This is a genomic window from Vibrio eleionomae, assembly GCF_009874545.1.
GTDB lineage: Bacteria > Pseudomonadota > Gammaproteobacteria > Enterobacterales > Vibrionaceae > Vibrio > Vibrio nitrifigilis.
This window is the reverse complement of record NZ_WEKT01000003.1, coordinates 171,720-191,127: the sequence shown is the minus strand read 5'-3', so window position 1 is coordinate 191,127 and position 19,408 is coordinate 171,720. Positions and strand designations below refer to the sequence as shown.

16 protein-coding genes are annotated in these 19,408 nt (G+C 42.6%); 6 read left to right on the top strand and 10 right to left on the bottom strand.

Features of this window, described 5'->3' with window-relative positions; genetic code table 11:
- Nucleotides 1-3: 3 nt before the first annotated feature.
- The 3 genes from F9817_RS03130 to F9817_RS03125 all read right to left on the bottom strand — a co-directional run bounded on the left by F9817_RS03130 (nt 4) and on the right by F9817_RS03125 (nt 2,518).
- Nucleotides 4-1,347 carry a GMC oxidoreductase gene (locus F9817_RS03130; RefSeq protein ID WP_202436321.1) on the bottom strand — a complete coding sequence of 448 codons (1,344 nt, stop codon included), beginning with the start codon at nt 1,345-1,347 and terminating at the stop codon, nt 4-6.
- 69 nt (nt 1,348-1,416) lie between these two features.
- Entirely contained in the window at nt 1,417-1,773 is a 357-nt protein-coding gene (locus tag F9817_RS23800; RefSeq protein WP_202436320.1) for a GMC family oxidoreductase, read from the bottom strand.
- A gap of 16 nt (nt 1,774-1,789) precedes the next feature.
- Nucleotides 1,790-2,518, bottom strand: coding sequence for a gluconate 2-dehydrogenase subunit 3 family protein (locus tag F9817_RS03125; protein ID WP_161153501.1), 729 nt, complete (start codon nt 2,516-2,518; stop codon nt 1,790-1,792).
- A 904-nt stretch (nt 2,519-3,422) separates the two neighbouring features.
- On the opposite strand from F9817_RS03125, the gene imuA reads away from it, so the two are divergent.
- From imuA to F9817_RS03110, 3 genes are read left to right on the top strand one after another with little or no spacing between them, the layout of a single operon-like run.
- Nucleotides 3,423-4,097: a translesion DNA synthesis-associated protein ImuA gene (gene imuA / locus F9817_RS03120; protein ID WP_161153500.1), complete on the top strand. Its 675-nt coding sequence runs from the start codon at nt 3,423-3,425 to the stop codon at nt 4,095-4,097.
- A gap of 3 nt (nt 4,098-4,100) precedes the next feature.
- Complete coding sequence (locus tag F9817_RS03115) at nt 4,101-5,498, top strand: Y-family DNA polymerase (RefSeq protein WP_161153499.1); 1,398 nt, start codon at nt 4,101-4,103, stop codon at nt 5,496-5,498.
- Nucleotides 5,499-5,509: 11 nt separating this feature from the next.
- Nucleotides 5,510-8,581, top strand: a complete 3,072-nt coding sequence (locus tag F9817_RS03110; protein ID WP_161153498.1) for an error-prone DNA polymerase — start codon at nt 5,510-5,512, stop codon at nt 8,579-8,581.
- Between the two features lie 63 nt (nt 8,582-8,644).
- Here F9817_RS03110 and F9817_RS03105 read toward each other — a convergent pair whose 3' ends face one another.
- Together F9817_RS03105 and mlc are read right to left on the bottom strand one after the other, a co-directional pair.
- Nucleotides 8,645-9,586 carry a chemotaxis protein CheV gene (locus F9817_RS03105; protein WP_161153497.1) on the bottom strand — a complete coding sequence of 314 codons (942 nt, stop codon included), beginning with the start codon at nt 9,584-9,586 and terminating at the stop codon, nt 8,645-8,647.
- Nucleotides 9,587-9,683: 97 nt separating this feature from the next.
- The gene (mlc, locus tag F9817_RS03100; protein ID WP_161153496.1) at nt 9,684-10,901 is read right to left on the bottom strand and encodes a sugar metabolism global transcriptional regulator Mlc; all 1,218 of its coding nucleotides are present in this window, start codon (nt 10,899-10,901) and stop codon (nt 9,684-9,686) included.
- Nucleotides 10,902-11,180: 279 nt separating this feature from the next.
- Here mlc and pyk point away from each other — a divergent pair, with 279 nt between their 5' ends.
- The gene (gene pyk, locus F9817_RS03095; protein WP_161153495.1) at nt 11,181-12,626 is read left to right on the top strand and encodes a pyruvate kinase; all 1,446 of its coding nucleotides are present in this window, start codon (nt 11,181-11,183) and stop codon (nt 12,624-12,626) included.
- A 63-nt stretch (nt 12,627-12,689) separates the two neighbouring features.
- On the opposite strand, the gene F9817_RS03090 is transcribed toward pyk, so the two are convergent.
- Complete coding sequence (locus tag F9817_RS03090; RefSeq protein WP_161153494.1) at nt 12,690-13,889, bottom strand: patatin-like phospholipase family protein; 1,200 nt, start codon at nt 13,887-13,889, stop codon at nt 12,690-12,692.
- A gap of 18 nt (nt 13,890-13,907) precedes the next feature.
- Complete coding sequence (gene cydH / locus F9817_RS24475; protein ID WP_161153532.1) at nt 13,908-13,997, bottom strand: cytochrome bd-I oxidase subunit CydH; 90 nt, start codon at nt 13,995-13,997, stop codon at nt 13,908-13,910.
- 704 nt (nt 13,998-14,701) lie between these two features.
- Between cydH and F9817_RS03080 the strand changes: the two genes are divergently transcribed.
- The gene (locus F9817_RS03080; protein ID WP_161153493.1) at nt 14,702-16,168 is read left to right on the top strand and encodes a sodium-dependent transporter; all 1,467 of its coding nucleotides are present in this window, start codon (nt 14,702-14,704) and stop codon (nt 16,166-16,168) included.
- Nucleotides 16,165-16,254 (top strand): MetS family NSS transporter small subunit, encoded by a 90-nt coding sequence (locus tag F9817_RS03075; RefSeq protein WP_161153492.1) that lies wholly within the window; start codon nt 16,165-16,167, stop codon nt 16,252-16,254. Before F9817_RS03080 ends, F9817_RS03075 begins: the two co-directional genes overlap by 4 nt.
- A 70-nt stretch (nt 16,255-16,324) precedes the next feature.
- On the opposite strand, the gene F9817_RS03070 is transcribed toward F9817_RS03075, so the two are convergent.
- From F9817_RS03070 to F9817_RS03060, 3 genes are all read right to left on the bottom strand, one after another.
- Nucleotides 16,325-16,741: a hypothetical protein gene (locus tag F9817_RS03070; protein ID WP_161153491.1), complete on the bottom strand. Its 417-nt coding sequence runs from the start codon at nt 16,739-16,741 to the stop codon at nt 16,325-16,327.
- A gap of 214 nt (nt 16,742-16,955) precedes the next feature.
- The gene (locus F9817_RS03065; RefSeq protein WP_161153490.1) at nt 16,956-17,435 is read right to left on the bottom strand and encodes an RDD family protein; all 480 of its coding nucleotides are present in this window, start codon (nt 17,433-17,435) and stop codon (nt 16,956-16,958) included.
- Nucleotides 17,435-19,060, bottom strand: a complete 1,626-nt coding sequence (locus F9817_RS03060) for a PTS transporter subunit EIIC (protein ID WP_161153489.1) — start codon at nt 19,058-19,060, stop codon at nt 17,435-17,437. Before F9817_RS03060 ends, F9817_RS03065 begins: the two co-directional genes overlap by 1 nt.
- Nucleotides 19,061-19,408: the final 348 nt, after the last annotated feature.

Sequence of the window (19,408 nt, the reverse complement as noted above, 5' to 3'; positions counted from 1 at the left end):
TCCTTAACCTCTCACTAACTGACCAGGATTGTTAATGTAGGTTTGATGAATCGCACGAGCAGCACGAACAGATAGTGCACCTACGGTCAATGTTGGGTTATAACCACCGTTGTTAGGGAATGCAGAAGCACCCACAACAAATAGGTTATGCGCATCCCAGCTTTGTAAGTATGGGTTCAATGCAGATGTTGTTGGATCTGCGCCCATCACAGCACCACCGATAGTGTGTGAACTGTGTTGTTTGTATGGGTTCCAGCTAGCTTCGGCTTGGTTATCGATCATCAGATCTTTACCACCCGCTCTCTTCATGAGATCAACCGCACGTTCTGTCATGTATTTAGACATACGTTGGTCGTTTTTATTCCAATCGAAAGTTACACGAAGCAGTGGCTGACCGTGACGATCTTTATAACGAGGATCTAAATCAAGGAAAGCATTCTTCGTTGGCATTGAAGTGCCCTGACAGAATAGCGTCGCTGCGTTTTGGTAATCACGAGAGAAGGCTTTCTTCCATTCAGTACCCCAACGACGAGTACCTGGACGGATGCCATCCGCATTTTGAATTGGGCGACCATTGGTGTTGAACGCCATGATACCGGCACCACCGATGAAATCGACGTTACTGTGGTCGAAGTTGTCACCGTTGAAGTCATCGATTTGCACCGCAAGAGCACCTGCACCGATGAATGGGTTCATGTATTCATTATCGAAGAACCCCGTCACACTTGAACACGTTTGGTAGCTGTAGTTACGACCAATCGTTCCTTTACCAGTGCGAGGATCATACTGTTCACCTACGCCAGAAAGAAGCATTAGACGAACGTTATCCATTTGGTAAGCGGTAATACACACGATATCAGCAGGCTGGAAGCCTTCTTTACCATCACGTGTAATGAATTTAACACCTTTTACTGTTTTACCGTCTTTGTGTTTCACAGCATGAAGTACTTCTGTTTCACTTAATAGCGTGAAGTTCTTACGACGCATCAATGCAGGTAAAATACATGCTTGAGGTGACGATTTAGAGAAGTTACCACAGCCGTGGAAATCACAGAAACCACAGTAAGTACAAGGTCCCATAGAAACCCCTAGTGGGTTTACATAAGACTGAGAAAGGTTACCAGCAGGAACACTAAATGGGTGGTAGCCCAGATCAGTAGTCAGCTTACGATATTTCGCTGTCCAGTTTGTGTCTTGCAATGGCGGAGTTGGATAATCGCGAGAACGAGGACCTTCGAATACGTTACCACCCGGGATTTTTTCACCCTTAATGTTACCAGCTTTACCAGACGTACCAGCAATACGTTCAAAGCGGTCGTAGTAAGGTTCCATTTCGTCGTAAGTCACGCCCCAGTCTTGTACCTGTAGGCCTTTCGCTTTATCTTTACCGTAACGTTCACGAGTTTTGGTTGCGACTTAGAAGTCCCAAGGAGTGAAACGCCAAGACATGCCTGCCCAGTGGGTACCAGCACCACCAACGTTCCAACCAAATTGGTACGCTGACCAGTTTCGTACTGGTGCTGCATCTTGTTTTGGATTATTACGGAAAGTCGTTGTTTCAACACTCATTGGCTGAGTCATTGCACGACGAGTCTGCCAACGTAATTCATCAGGGTCGACAGCTGGTGGGAAATCCGTCGACGTATCGCGCCATGCGCCACGTTCAATTGCCACGACATTTAGGCCAGCTCGTGTCAGCTCTTCTGCGATGATCGAACCAGACCACCCCAAACCACAGATCACGACATCGGCTTTTGCTCTTTCTATTGCCATTATTATTTGCTCCGGTTTAATCGTTCGGGATTAAACTTACTGGAATTAGTTCTAGATTTTCGCCTGGACGGCTTAAGTAAGGACGGTAATCATAACGAGCACCTGGGAAGCCAATCATCTTCCAACCCGCCATATTGCGGTTACCGCCATAAAGCGGATCAGATAAGTACCCTTCACGTGCGTTTTGGATCATCAGCTCAAATAGAGCCTTACCATCAACGTCTTTACCTAAATCAATTTTTCCAGCTTCTAGGTTCAATAAGAACTGATCCATATTATCTGGAGACAAAGCATCTAAAGAACTGCCAAAATGAGATTGAGAGTATTGTTCTAGAGCTTTGATACCGGTCATATAACGTTCTTTAGGCGTTGCTAAGAACTGCGGCTTACCCATCAGCATTTCTTCATTTTTACGGTCCATTGGACCTTCCAAATAAAGCGCTTTACCTGAGCCATAATCACCAGCAAGTTGGTCATCAAGAAACTCGATACAACCCGCTTCTGTTGCAGATGGGCCATATTTGTCCGCAGGAATGATACGATCAAAAATTGCCGAAAGAGCTGCACGGTCTTTCGGATCCGTCAATACTTGCCATCCAGCTTGCGCAGGCTGAGGCAAATGGTCAGCATTCATTGCTGTTTCTAGTGGCACCCCATGCATTTCTTTCGCATTAACAACATGTGGCGCAATAGCCAGTGCAGATGCAGCGCGGCCTAAAAACTTAAGCGCGTGTCTTCTATCCATATGATTATCCTTTACAGGGAGAATTACCTAACCTTTTCCCATGATATTATGCTCGTCGTTTATCAATGTTAGTGTTAACCAACACCACAAAAGATAGCTAACTATCGCTAACGTCACAGAAAGTGATACGTAGGATAAAACAGAAATCACAGTCAGACCTCTGACAGGCATAAGTCTCAAGGACGCCGTGAGAAAAAGGAGTTGTAACGAAATACTACAACTCCTTAATAAAATACACTACAGGTACTAAATAACAACATCTTGTTAACCCCTTAGTGATAGTTTTTTACAGTTAAAAAATAAGCACAATAATCTAATAGTTTGATTTAAAATGGTTTTTATAAAAAACCCATTTTAAATATAANTTGATTATCAAACTGATTTTTTTCAACAGCTTATCTTTTAATCACAAAATGTGTATTTTTACTTCACTGTTATGCAACAACACGTTTCTACCACGTAACATTTGTAGAAAATTGATAGTTAACTAAGTTCATAATACAAAGAATACTCACATTATCAAACATTTCCCCTGACAATGTGTCATTTTTACTTCACCTTCAACAAGATACAGCTATCACCGGTAAAATAAACAGCAACTGACGTACATGATATACCTGCTTTTTTCTTTCAACTTATGACCTTCTGGTTAAATAAATGTAAATAAAAACCTTCAGTCATCAATAACTCATTCATGGTTTTATAAATCGTATTGATAACTTAGTTTCCTGTTCATTTTTTATACATAGAGATTGTCATTATTAACAGGACCGACACATTAAGGTTTATGTGGGTTTTATTAGGACAGACAAGATAAGTAAGAATGATTACCGGTAGCGTCTTAAATTTTTCTTGAATGTTTTTCCATGTGAAATATACTGTATATATATACAGGTATCGCATTATGTATGAACTTATTGAACATCTAAAAAATAAACACTGGCTTTGGCGGGGCAGCGAGACAACTCTCGAATGTGAATGCCAAACTTCCGGCTATCCGGAACTCGATCAGCAGTTGGGCGGAGGATTTCCAACTCAAGGTGTCGTGGAACTCAAAACTCCAGTTGGTATTGGTGAAATACGTTTATTGCTGCCTTATTTAAGTCAGGATAGTGAACGTTTAACAGTGATCATTAATCCACCAGGAAACGTATCTGCAGAAGCATTCCATCATGCAGGAATGCCTATTGATAAGATCTTGATCTTAACCCCACCCAGTAGCAAAGAAGCGCTATGGGCTGCAGAGCAATGTCTAAAAAGCGGTGCCAGTGCACACGTATTATTATGGCAGGATGAGATAGAGGTACATCAAGCTCGCAGATTACAAGTCGCGAGTGAAACAGGCCAATGCCTACAATTTTTATTTCGCTCAGTTACGAAACCTCTATTTTCGTTACCCGTCACCTTGAGTATGCGGCTTAAAGCGAATGATGAAGGCATCACCATTTCAATTACTAAACGCAAATGTGGCTGGCCTACCGACCCCTTTTTAGTCAGCTTTGATCATTACTGGCAGAATTTAACGGTACCAAGAAGCACATCTGTCGTGGTGCCATTTCCAATCCGCAAACAGGGGTGAACAATGCAAATATGGCTTTATCTGCATTTTTCGCATTTACAGTTGGATACGTTATTCACTCACGAAGAGCAGCCTATTATTTTGGTAACAGGTCAAGATCACCATGTTGTACAAGCAAACACCGTCGCTCTAAACCATGGAATTAAGCTAGGAATGGGATTAGCTGGTGCTGCGACCTTGTGCCGTGATTTGCAGGTGGTCAATTACGACCATCAAGGCGAAACTCACACTTTAGAAAGCTTAGCTCAGTGGCTTTATTTGGTGACATCTGACATCGTGCTATTTCCCCCGCAAGGTTTACTGCTTAAAGTCTCCAATATGCTGAGTCTATATGCAGGCTTTGATCATTACTGGCAGACGATTTCTTCACATTTGAACCAGTTTGATGTTCGCTATCATTATGCTGTGGGATTTTCACCACTTAGTGCAATGTTATTAGCTAAATCAGGTGCAAACCAATTAACCTGCGACAAAGCACAATTACTGAAACAAATAAAAACCTACCCGCTTACTGCAACTGAATTGGCGACTCAAGATATTGAAAAATTACATCGAGTCGGAATTAAGACCCTTGGCGCTTTGCTTGTCTTACCGATGCAAGACATTGCACGGCGATTTAATATTGACTTAGTGAACTATGTGGGACGCCTTCTTGGGCAATTTCACCATCCGTTGTGCTTTTATCATCCACAAGTTCAGTTTCAAGCACATATCGATTTACTTTACGAAATCGAACGCATCTCATGGTTAGAAAAACCTTTACAGCGTTTGTTAAACCAGTTGGAGCCATATCTACGCTTACGTAATCAAGTGGCCTATGAGCTAGAGCTGATTCTGACCCAACGTGACCAACAGCAAGAAACCATCGTTTTCTCATCAGCACGAGGCGATGATCAAGCAATACGCTGGATGCAACTGTGTCGATTAACATTAGAGTCGCTTAGCCTGAGTCATCCTGTCTTAGCGTTAACATTAAAGGTCAAGCGGTCAGGTTCGCAGGCTCAAGACAGCCATGATCTTTTTCGTGGAATACAGGGGCAACAAAGTGCGTTGGATTTAATTGGTACCCTACAAGCTAAGTTAGGTAAACAGCATGTAGTGGCTCCTTACATAAGCCAAGATCCGAGACCAGAGAAGACAACGGAATATCTCGACCCAACTCAACCTATTTCACATACCATTCAAGCTAACCGGCTCAGACCGAGCTTGCTTTACCCTGTTCCACAACCTCTCAATGACAAAATAACACTTATCCATGGTCCTGAACGCATCGCAACAGGATGGTGGGATGGAGAAGCGATCACTCGCGACTATTTTATTGCTCAATCAACGGATGGTCGCTGGTTATGGGTATTTCGTACCCCAGAGCAACATTGGTTCGTTCACGGTATATTTAGCTAGGATAATGACTTATGGCTTATGCTGAACTCTTTTGTCAGAGTAACTTCTCATTTCTCACCGGTGCCTCCCACGCGGAAGAACTGGTGATTCAGGCAGATTTTCTCCACTACCATTCGCTGGCAATCACTGATGAGTGTTCTGTGGCTGGCGTCGTTCGTGCTTATACTGCCATTAAAGAACATCAGCTCACCATTAAACTGATTATCGGTAGCCTATTTTGGCTTAATGATGAGTGCCAAGTTGTCTTACTTTGTCCAACTCGGCCTGCTTATGCAGAATTATGCCGCATTATCACTAACGCTCGTCGCCGCAGTGAAAAAGGTCATTATCAACTTTCAGAATGGGATTTGATGTCCGCTCAGCACTGTCTCTTTTTATGGCTCCCACAACATAAAAAGAGAGATCAACATTGGGGAGTTTGGCTCAAAAAGCACCATCAAGACCGATTATGGATTGGTGTACAGCGCCATCTTGAAGAAAATGAACATCAATATATCGAGTATTGTCAGCAACTTGCACAGCAACTGCTTCTTCCCATCACCGCCTGTGGTGGTGTTCTTATGCATAATGCGACACGATTGCCGTTACAACATGTCTTAACAGCCATCAAAAAAAATCAAGCACTACGAAATATTCAGGGTAGCCTGTTGACCAATACAGAACGAGCATTACGCAGTGAAAATAAATTAGCGAAGCTATTTCCTCAAGCATGGCGACAAGAAAGTATTGCTATTGCCGAGCGCTGCCAATTTCAGCTCGATAGCTTACGCTACGAATACCCTAGTGAGCTCGTACCTGATGGCTATACGGCAATGAACTATCTCCGTCATTTAGTCAGCAAAGGAAAAGCCCGCCGCTTTCCTAATGGGGTCCCTAATGATATTCAGGCCACTATTGATAAAGAGCTCTCACTCATTGAAGAGCTCAACTACCCCTATTACTTTCTTACCATTCACGATATGGTGAGCTTCGCCAAGCAGCAAAAGATTCTTTATCAAGGACGAGGCTCCGCAGCTAACTCCGTCGTTTGTTACTGTTTAGACATCACATCCGTTGACCCAAGACAGATATCGGTACTCTTTGAACGTTTCATTAGTAAAGAACGCAACGAACCGCCCGATATTGATGTTGATTTTGAACATGAACGTCGCGAGGAAGTAATTCAATATCTGTATAACAAATATGGCCGAGAAAGAGCCGCCATTGCTGCGACTGTTATTTCTTATCGTTTTAAAAGTGCGGTGCGCGATGTAGGAAAAGCGTTAGGTATTGAAGAGTCTCAATTAGAGTTTTTTATAAAAAATATCAATCGTCGTGACCGTGCAAAAGGGTGGCAAGCGCAGATTGTTGAATTAGGCCTGCAACCTGATTCTTTACTAGGTGAACAATTTATCTCTTTGGTCAATGAGATCTTAGGATTTCCTCGCCATCTTTCGCAGCATGTGGGCGGATTTGTCATCTCTGCAGGTCCCCTTTATGAAATGGTGGCAATTGAAAATGCAGCCATGGAAAACCGCACTATTATTCAATGGGATAAAGATGATATTGAAAGTTTAGGGTTGCTGAAAGTCGATGTGTTAGCACTAGGCATGCTCACTGCAATTCGTAAATGTTTCGATTTAGTCGCTCATCACTATAACAGGCACCTTAGCATCGCTGATATTACATGCCTGCAAGATGACATGAATGTCTATCACATGATTCAACAAGCGGATACCGTTGGCGTTTTTCAGATTGAATCACGTGCTCAGATGAGCATGCTGCCACGCCTCAAGCCTGCCTGCTATTACGATCTCGTTGTACAGATCGCAATTGTCCGTCCAGGTCCAATTCAAGGTGATATGGTTCACCCATATCTAAAACGACGCGATGGTTTAGAAGCGATCACTTATCCTTCAGAAGAGGTACGTTCAGTACTTGAGCGCACGATGGGTGTACCGATATTTCAAGAGCAAGTCATTAAGTTAGCGATGGTGGCAGCGGGATTTAGTGGTGGCGAAGCAGACCAACTGCGTCGTGCTATGGCATCGTGGAAGAAAACAGGAGAACTCGCAAAATTTAAGGACAAACTGATCAAAGGAATGGAGTCCCGCGGCTATAGCCATGAGTTTGCACAAACCTTATATGACCAGATATGTGGGTTTGGTGAATATGGCTTCCCCGAAAGTCATTCGGCTTCGTTTGCAGTATTAGCCTACTGCTCGGCTTGGCTTAAATATTACTACCCAGAAGCATTTTATACCGCCTTTCTGAATAGCCTACCTATGGGATTCTATAGCCCTTCACAGTTAATCCAAGATGCTCAGCGTCACCAATTAACCATATTGCCCGTCTGTGTTAATCACTCTCAATACGATCACACCATCGTTCCTCATTTACAAGGACAGGCAATCCAACTGGGGTTACGTTTAGTGCGTAGTTTAAGCCTTCAAGGCGCGACCACACTGATCGACAGTCGACCTAAAACGGGATATCAACATATCAACACGATAAAATCTTTAGGGCTGAACCGCAAAGACATAGAAGCGCTCGCATCTGCTAATGCCATGCATAATCTGGCGAACAACCGCTATGTAACACGCTGGGAAATGATGGATACCTTAAGTGACCTCCCCTTGTTTCGCGATGTACATGAACCTGCGCCAAACTATACCGCTCTGCCCAGCGACAGTGACAACTTAATTGAAGATTATGCCGCGCTAGGACTTTCTTTAGAGCACCATCCGATTCCTTTACTAGAAAAAGCAGGATTACTTGGACGTTTTGTTCGTCAGCAAGATCTCATCCATAAAGAGCATCAATCGTTAGTCACTGTGGTGGGTGTTGTCACTGGTAGGCAATCGCCGGGAACAGCTGGAGGGGTGACCTTTTTTACTTTGGAAGATGACACGGGCAACATCAATGTTGTGGTTTGGGGAGCGACTGCACGGGCACAAAAAGAAGTCTATCTCAATGCTAAAATTCTCATGGTAAAAGGTATTTTGGAAAAACAAGGCAGCGTCTGCCATGTGATTGCTGGACGATTAATCGATTTAACACCTCAACTTCATACACTCCAAGCCCCTTCTCGAGATTTTCACTGATAGTAATAAAAAGGCGCACATGACTTGTGCGCCTTTCCTACAAAACTGCATCGGTATAAAAAGTTACAGCAACTCTTTCAGCCGTTCCTGAGCAATTTCAACCAACATGTCAGGCTGGAATTTTGAGATAAAGCGGTTACACCCTACTTTCTGTACCATGGCTTCATTGAAACTGCCGCTCAATGAAGTATTCAAAGCAATATGTAAATCCTTCATACGTGGGTCTTGGCGAACTTCATAAGTCAGGCGATAACCATCCATTTCAGGCATCTCAGCATCAGTAATCATCATCAACAGCTCATCATTGATGTTCTTACCTTCATCACACCAACGTTTGAGCAAGTTAAGAGCTTCCATACCATCACGGCACTCAATGATTTGAAGACCAAGTTGAGATAACGTTCCTTTCACCTGATTACGTGCCGTAGTTGAGTCGTCCACAATCAAAACGCGACGACCGTCCATTTCGGTCAATAAATCTCTATCTAACACTTCTTCAGAGATAGATACATCGTAATCAATGATTTCCGCCAACACTTTTTCAACATCAATGATCTCTACAATATGAGATTTCTCGTTCTCTTTAACTTGCGTAATCGCTGTCAAATAATTAGAACGCCCTGACGTTCTTGGCGGCGGTTGAATCTCGGTCCAAGTGGTATTAATAATATTACGCACTTGCCCAACTAAAAATCCTTGTACCGAACGGTTATATTCCGTGATGATCAAATTCTGTTCTGGTTTTTCTAGACGACTTTCTGGGAATCCAATCGCTTGTCGCAAATCAATCACTGGCACGGCTTCACCACGAAGTGACGCAACTCCAGTAATATGAGAGTGAGAACCAGGCATCTTAGTTAGAACCGGAACTTGAATGACTTCTTTAACTTTAAACACGTTAATAGCGAACACTTGGGAACTATTAAGACTAAAGAGTAACAACTCTAGTCGGTTCTCGCCCACAAGGTTCGTACGAGCATCAACGGTATTTAACACACCTGACATAAGGATTCCCAGAAATGAATAGACTTACATAACATTATAGTCAGTTAACCAATTTGTAAATGTCACTAAAGAATAAATTGATCAATAGAAAGGAACCTTACCCTTCAACAACTTTCATCAATAACAATCCGTCGTAAAGTGCTTGTTTTATAAGGGCTGCACCAGGCATAGTGGCTTGCTTATAGAAACGAGACTCTATCAAGTGTAGCTCTTGTTGATAATCAGGATAGCTCTGTTCACGAATACATTGTTGCATAGCAGGGTAAAGGACGTTTTTTGCTAAGTTGATTGCACCACCAATCAGCACTTTTTCAGGATTGAACAAATTAACAATGATCGAGATCGCAGCACCAAGATCATGACCAAGCTTTTCAATCAATTCACATGATAGCGGATCGCCATCGGCTGCTGCTAATGCGATCGCATCAATCGACATCGCATGACTAGGGTTAAGTGAAGAGGATTCGCCGTCATTTAAACGCCGTAACGCTTCCGCACAAATAGCCTCTGCACTGGCGACCGTTTGCAAACACCCCACATTACCACATTCACACACACCACCATGAGCTTGAGTTTGTACATGGCTAAGATCACCAATATTACCATGGCGACCTTGTAGCACCCGACCATCAAGAATAATCCCAGCTTCGACTCCATGGTTAATAGAAATTAAAACTGAATTTTCAACATCTTGCGCATGACCAAATAACTTTTCAGCCAACGCCCACGCACGAGTATCATTCGCTAGAAAAACAGGTAAACCAGTTGCGCGATAGATTTCCTCACCAAGAGGCAAATTCTTCACATGATAATGGGGCATTGTGAGCACAATCCCCTGCTCTGAATTAACTCGCCCGGGCAAAGTGATAGCAATGCTGGTAACGCGATCAACCATGGTCGAATACGTTTGGAAAAAGTCTTTGATTTCAAATAGCAGCCGTTCTAAAAGATCATCTTGATCAATTTCGTGGATATCTATTTTATTATCCACCAGCACTTCGCCCCCCAACTCATGCAGGGCTAACACTAAATAACCAAGGCCTAAACGCAGAGATAAGAATTGCCATCCCTCGTTATTCGTTTGCAAACCAATGGCTGGCCGGCCTCGAGAAATCGCTTCTTGAACAGTGGTCTCATGCACTAAATGGGCATCAATAAGCTCGCGAGTAATTTTAGTAATACTCGCGGGAGCAAGCTCACTCGTTTTTGATAAATCAATACGAGAAATAGGACCCTTTTGGTCTATGAGTTTATACACTCGACCAGCATTGATCTGCTTAATATGATCAATGTGACCGGGTTGGGCCATGTACATGACACACTCCAGAAAAAAACAACACGCTAATTTTTTTACTTTGCAAACTAATTGTGAAGCGATTTGATAGCTCCACGTGACAACCATCACGTATAGAAATAGAAGTTTGCGCGTTTAGTCAAATAGTTAGCGTAATAAATCGTATACCGACACAAAAATAAATGGGAATTTACGCCATAAATTTTCGCTCTGATACTGGTAAATTTTTCAATCACTTCCAAACTTTAGCTAAGGACTACATCAATATTATGCCTCTGAGTTAAGTGCAGGAGAAACGGTATGTCATCCATTCAAAGAAGAACCAAAATAGTGACAACGCTAGGCCCATCAACCGATAAGAGCGGTGTATTGGAATCCATTATTCGCGCGGGAGTGAATGTCGTACGCATGAACTTTTCTCACGGCAGTGCTGACGATCATAAATTACGTGCACAAAAAGTTCGGGAAATCGCCGCATCATTAGGCAGAACCGTTGCCATACTAGGCGATTTACAGGGACCTAAAATTCGCGTATCCACCTTTGCTGAAGGAAGTATTCTACTACAAGAAGGCGACCGTTTTATTTTAGATGCTGAAATGCTTCCTGGCACCGGAAATCAACAAGCTGTTGGTATAGATTATAAAAAACTCCCACAAGATGTACGCCGTGACGATATTTTGCTGTTAGACGACGGCCGAGTACAACTGCAAGTCATCTCGGTTGAGGAGAGCAAAGTCTTTACTCAAGTCACCGTCGGCGGCCCTCTTTCCAATAACAAAGGCATTAATAAAAAAGGCGGTGGGCTATCCGCCGATGCGCTTACAGAAAAAGATAAGCGCGACATCTTACTAGCAGCAGAAATCAAAGTAGATTACCTTGCTGTGTCATTTCCGCGTAACGGCGAAGATATGAAGTATGCCCGCCGTCTAGCGAGAGATGCTGGGCTAATTACGCGTATGGTCGCAAAAGTCGAACGGGCAGAAACGGTGGCTACCGACGACAATATTGACGATATTATTCGCGCCTCCGATGTCATTATGGTCGCACGTGGCGATCTGGGTGTCGAAATCGGCGATCCTGAACTTATTGCGGTTCAGAAAAAGCTCATTAACCGAGCCCAAGCCCTTAATCGTGTCGTTATCACGGCAACACAAATGATGGAATCAATGATTGCGAACCCAATGCCAACGCGTGCTGAAGTAATGGATGTCGCAAACGCCGTTCTTGATGGGACTGATGCAGTGATGCTCTCTGGTGAAACAGCAGCAGGTAAATACCCATTAGAAACCGTTCAGGCCATGGCAGCTGTATGCGTTGGCGCCGAGAAGATGATTGAATCAGATAAACAGAACTATAGGATTTCAGGGGTTTTTGCGACAGAAGAAGAAGCCATTGCCATGTCGACAATCTATGCGGCTAACCACCTTGAAGGGGTGCAAGCCATGGTCATTTTTACAGAATCAGGCAGAACGGCTCTGATGACATCGCGCTTAAATACGCATTTCCCAATATTTGCTTTATCGAAAAATGATATCGCCCTTAATCGCTGTGCCCTTTATCGCGGAGTGACTCCATTCTACTTTGATAGTAAAGGTCGTGAAGGCCATGAGGTAGCCCAAGCGGCATTAGAATCACTCAAAGAGCATAAGCTACTAGAATTTGGTGATTTAGTGATTATTACTCAAGGTGACATTATGGATGTTGAAGGGTCCACTAACACCATGCGTATTTTACCTGTTCTATAACAAGTAATGCTCCACAACAGCGAGACGACTAACGTCTCGCTGTAATAACGATTCCAACAGACTTTAGGCAGAATCGGTATCAGGGGCAGGTTCTTCATCAATGCCAAGCTGTTCATAGATAGTCCGCGTTGACCAAATATGTACAGCGCGCTGATAAGATTCAATGAAACGAAATCCTGCCTGCAACCCTAAACGGTAATCATGGAATAAGTCCTCTTTTTTACTCATTAATGATCCCGATTTCAGTGGCTCTTGAGGGGCAATTTGTACAATAAAGACATCATCAGGGGGAGATTGTAAAAACTCGCGCGTTAGTGAATAGGTTTGATAGTGAACCATCAGCATATCAGCAAAACCAGAATCGAATTTCTGACCAAGCAAATGTCCCATACGATAGATATCACCAGCGCCAAAAAACCAGCGTCCGCCATTCATAATATCCAACGCATTAGCTTGCTGTGCTCTAGTCTGCTTCTCTTGAAGAAATGAACCCCAATCGTTTTTCCAACTCTGCAATTTGTTTTGCCACTGCAATTGGATATTGTTAAGAGAGTCTTTAAACCAAGTCACTTCTTGATGATGAACATCACGCTTCAATTGCTGCTCTAAACTGTCATTCACACATTCAGTTCGAACCACCGTAATAAAGCGAGCACTTCGACGCCACGCTTCCTGAACTGGGATGGCGGCAGAAACCCCACCATCCATGTATAACTCACCACCAACCGATGCAAAACCAGGATACAACCCCGGAATAGCACAAGTTGCGGTTAGAACCTCACGCCAATCGTCGTGCAACATGGGGAAGTAATGATCATTCAGGCTGGTTGTTGATGTAACAGCAGCAAAAGCTTTACGTTGACTACCAAGGACTTGACGTCCCATATCGACGTCTAATTTGTATGGATAATCCAATATCTGATCCAGCGCCCAATCCAAATTAAGGTATTGTTTACGCCTGATATAACTAAACAAATGGAAAAAAGAAGGGTCTGTCGTTAATTCACAAATAAAAGATTTACTTAAGCCGTGTTGACGACAAAGAAAAGGACACAGGTTTAACGCACCTGCTGAGGTACCAAAATATTCATTGTAAGGATCAAAATTAGAGAGGAGAAACGCATCAAAGACTCCCGCAGTGAAAATTCCACGTTGACCTCCCCCCTGAGCAACTAAAGCGCTTTTGCCGCCGATAAATTTAGATAAACGTTGTTCATCAATATTTACCGTTGTATCAGAAACCGTTCCACTATTACGTCCCATCAGCAGAACTCCTTCAGGCTAGTGTGCGATTGCAATCAACCCGCTGCCGATAAAAACAACAAATGCAATCAAAGTAACAATCAAAGAAAACTTAAGGTCGTAGTTCATCATATTCTCCAAACAGTTAAGTAGAAAGCAAATAGACGGACAGAATTTATATTCTGTTGTTACCCTGTGCCGTAATTTTAAACAATCTCTTCATCTTTGACATCATCATCCGATCACACTATTGGTATCGATGACCATCACAACCACTACATTAATAGCATAGCAATAGATAGCGTTAATGTAGTGTCTTGTTATTCGGCAAAGCGACTAAAATCACAACGTATTTGCTCCAAGCAGGAAAACAGTATTGGTATTTACAAAACAAGTTTTTGATTTAGGTCATAAGCTCTGTATTTTGAGTAAAAATCAGTCATTAGCACCAAATAAAATTAAAGGTTAATTCGTTATCAATTAAACATTTTACAGAACTTACCACTATATATATGGATTACATTTGATATTTAACACCAAATAACAACTATAAATATCGCATTAAATACCAATAAAGGTAAATTTCCTTTCACTTATATTCTATTGCCTTAGTTAGGATTAAATTGTAGTCTCGAAGCTAATGCGCAGCTGAATATTTCAGAATTCGCAAACACACATCATAATTTTTAGCATAATATTCTAAGCTCTCGACTGGTTAACAAAATTTATAACCAACTTTTTGCTAAGATTGGAACTAAAACTCTTAATTTCAATATTTAAGCAGAACTAGTCACAAGAGATGCTTCATAACTCAGAGTTGTAAGGAGTCAACAATGAAGCGCGAACAATGGGGATCCCGTGTTGGATTTATTATGGCTGCGGTTGGGTCCGCAGTCGGACTAGGCAACATTTGGCGTTTTCCATATATGGCCTATGAAAATGGCGGTGGGGCATTCTTTATCCCTTATTTATTCGCGATGATCACCGCGGGTATTCCTTTCATGATCCTTGAATTTAGTATGGGTCAAAGACACCGTGGTAGCGCCCCAAAAACACTTAAAGCAATCAGTTCTAAATTCGAATGGTTAGGCTGGTTCCAAGTAGGCGTGGCTGCTGTTATCGCAATTTACTACGTAGCGGTTATCGGCTGGGCAATTTCGTACTTTGGGATGTCGTTCACTCAAAGTTGGGGCGCAGATACAAACGCATATTTCTTTAAGAGCTATCTACACCTAGGAGATAATTCTCCGACCAATTTAGGTAGTATTCAATGGGGGATTGCGGCTGCGATGTTGATTGCATGGGCGATCACTTATTCCGCTATTGCTGGCGGTGTAAAAGCGGGGATTGAACGTGCATCAAAAATCATGATGCCAGTTCTATTTATCATGGTTCTTGCGCTCATCGCTCGTATGATTACGCTTCCTGGCGCATTAGAAGGTGTGAACTATATGTTCCAACCAGATTTCAGCAAAATCTGGGACGTTAAAGTATGGGCAGCAGCCTATGGTCAAATCTTCTTTACTCTAAGTATCGGGTTCTCAATCATGTTAGCTTACTCAAGCTACCTACCTGAAAAATCAGATATTAGTAATAATGCGTTCATGACAGTGCTACTTAACTGTGGTTTCTCAATCGTATCTGGCATAATGATCTTCTCAGTTTTAGGTTATATGGCGACTTCACAAGGTAAACCCATTACCGATGTGGTATCTGCAGGCGTAGGTCTGGCATTTGTCACGGTACCTGAAGCAATCAACTTACTACCAATGCCTTACATCCTTGGTCCGCTGTTCTTCTTTGCTTTAGTTGTCGCGGGTCTAAGCTCCCACATTTCTCTACTTGAAGCAGTAACATCAGCGATCATCGATAAGCTGCATTGGAGTCGTCGTAAAGCAGCAAACGTCGTGGTTGGTGTCGGTTTTGTCCTATCAATGGCATTTGCAACTAATGGTGGCCTACTACTACTTGACCTTGTCGATCACTTCGCAAATAACATTGGTATTATCGCAAGTTGTCTAGTTGAATTGATTCTAATGACTTGGATGATGAGTATTGCTGAATCACGTGAATACGCAAACCAACATTCAGATTTCCACATTGGCTTCTGGTTTGATGTCTGCCTACGCTTCATTTCACCAGCGATCCTTGCCGTGATTATCGTGACTAAGCTAAACACATTACTTACTGTTGGTTACGGCGGCTACGACCTAACTCTAGGCTGGGTAATGATCGCCGTACTATTTGTAATCGGCGTGGCTATCAACGTATCGAGTAAAGATAAAGGAGTTCAAGCATGACCACAGGCGCAATCATAATGTTAGTTATCGGGTTGGGAATTACTTGGGGCGGTGCCGCCATCTGTATTCGCAAAGCGATGAAATAAATTACAAATTTCTTGTACAGAAAAACCGATACGATGTCGTATCGGTTTTTTTATATCCATCGATCATGGATTAGAAACGGTAAGTAACACCCACGGCCGCACCCAACTGCAAATCTGGACCTGAGTGTAAATCGACTTCAGGCTGCACTTCACCATACACATCAATATGCTTGTTTGCCGCCCAGTTCAAACCAATCGGAGCGCGAACACCATAATCATCATGATCCCAATGTGTCCAGCCACCAGCGCCTACATACCAAGTAACAGGAATTTGTGGGTCATCAAAGCGGCCACGCTTAAATAGATAGTCAGCCGCCGCTCCCCTATTCCCTAATGTAAAACGGTAAGTATCTTCAATAGAAAGGACTGCACTAAGCTGTTGGTCAATCGCCATACCCACTGCTAGTTTAGGTTCAGACTCTTGCGCTGCATAAGTCGACATAGAGGCACCTAATAGGCTTAACGATAAAATGGCTAGTTTTTTCATTCTTATTTCCAACGGATTAAAACCTAGGAGAACTCTAACTTTCATCAATGATTATTTTGTCAGTAATAAGTAATGGGAATCCAAAAACCTGTCCTCGTATTTATACCCAAACGTATTTATAAGGACAGACAAGTTAAAGCGAATGACATTGCACATAGATAAAAAAGAAAAAGCCAGCACTCGGTGCTGGCTTTAGTATCACTATGGTATTTGGTTAATCTACATCAACGCGTGTTGAGTAACGATTATCATGATAAGGCGAACGTTCAAAAGCATAGAGTTGAGCTGCACTATACAAGGCATAAATACCAATAGTACAAACACACAGTGCAATCTTATAAAACTCACGTTCAAAATACGTCTTTTTATCGACAGGTTTGCCATCCGCTCTGGATACCACATTCACTCTCATAAAAAAGCGCGCTAGGGAGTTACCTAAATAACGGTAACACACCCAGTGATACCCCAAATACATACCAATAAAAATAATGAGAATAAACACACAGATAGCAAGCAAAATTGGTAAAGCGGCTTCTCCATAAGACGACAGTAACCCTGACGCCTGTGGATGCCTTAAGCTAACGCCCATGATGGCGTAATACACGCCACCGATGAGAACTTGGGCAAACATTTTGACGATTGAAAAATCAATAACGAATGCCCCTGTGCGTTTAAATTTCTCTTTAACGCTCATTACTTACCAAGTTTAGAGTTAATCTGTGCTTTGTAAGTTGCTGCTTGTGCACCGTAAATAGCTTGGATACCAGTTTCACCCACTTTAACCAAACCACGAGCACCTAGCTGAGTTGTCCAGTAATCATTTTCTTTTACTAGACCTGCGTCTTTAACTGTAATACGTAGACGAGTGATACAAGCATCAACGTCAACAATGTTATCTTTGCCACCTAGAGCATCGATCATTGCTTCAGCTTTACCGTCATCGCCGCCAGCAGAACCACCGGCTTTTGCATCACGGTAATCTTGTTTAGATACCACCGCTACTGCACTACCTTTACGACCTGGAGTTTTAACATCGAATTTAACGATGTACCAACGGAACAAGAAGAAGTAAACGAACGCGTAAACAATACCCACGGCAATAATGTAGTACCAGTGGTTATTAACACCAGTTACACCTGGAAGAATACCGAATAGGGAGAAATCGATAAAACCGCCAGAGAATGTCATACCTACTTTAACACCCAGAAGGTCCATTAATAGGAATGAAATACCTGCCAATGGCACGTGTAAGAAGTAGTATAGAGCTGGTGACAAGAACAAGAATGTAAATTCAATTGGCTCTGTAATACCAGTCAAGAATGCAGTTAACGCAACAGAGAACAATAGACCACCCGCTGCTTTGCGGTTTTCTGGGTCAACAAGTGTGTACATTGCGTAAGCAGCTGCTGGAAGACCAAACATCATGAATGGGAATTTACCAGTCATGAAGTTAGTAGAAGAGAATTGTGAGAAATCGCCAGACGCTAGAGAAGCGAAGAAGATGTTTTGAGTACCTTTTACAACTTCACCAGCAATATGAGCAGTACCGCCGATTTCTGTTTGCCATAGTGGCAAGTAGAATACGTGGTGAAGACCAACAGGGATCAATGAACGTTCAATGATACCGAAGATGAAAGATGCAATGTAACCAAGACCAGAAGCACGAAGATCACCTAGAGCAACACCGATAGCACCAAATGCAGCACCGAAGAATGGCCAGATAAAGGTTAAAACGATACCGTAGAACAATGCAGCAAATGCACTGATGATTGGAACGTAACGTGCGCCGCCGAAGAAACCTAGGTAATCAGGTAGTTTTGCATCGTGGTAACGGTTGTGTAGAACAACAGTAACAGCACCTGCAATCAAACCACCAAACACACCCATACTTAGTGTGTTGTGAATGCCTAGAACATCAGCAAGGATACCCGAATAATTGCTGCCCATCAGAATAACAGTGTTTGATGCTGAGTCGATCATCCCACCAACAACCAATGTTTTCGCGATAGCAACGTTCATTACTAGGTATGAAATCAATGCTGCCAATGCCGCTGCACCTTTTTCTGCGCGCGCGAAACCAATCGCGATAGCCAGTGCGAACATTACAGGCAAGTTAGCAAAAACGATGTTACCTGCGGCTGTCATAACTTGTAAGAAACTGTTTAGCGCAGTGCCGTCTTGCAAAATTGAGATTTGGTAAGCTTCAACCATGGTTGGGTTGGTGAAACTACCACCGATTCCCAACATAATACCGGCAGCTGGAAGCAAAGCTATCGGTAGCATGATTGCTTGAGAAAGTTTACTAAAGAAACCTTTCATAGATTTATGCTCCTGATTGAGTTATTAGAATAGTTTGGGTTCTAACGGCACACCCCCGTAGCCATAGTGTTAGTCCCCAAGGAAATGTAACTGCATGATGCATTATATTTTCCGGCTCTAAATATATCTTGATGAGCCTCAAACTTTCCAGCGAGTAACGAAATTTAGTTGCAAAGTAATAAACAGATCACAATAAGCAACGGCTAACAATCAATCAAATGTAAATCTAACCATTTGTTTTTCTGTTATTTTTTACTTAAAAGTAATAATTTCGCGATACAAAGAAATGACGTAGACAAGCTTTTTCGTCCAGCAAATTTATCCATGGAGTTTAATTGCTTACGCATT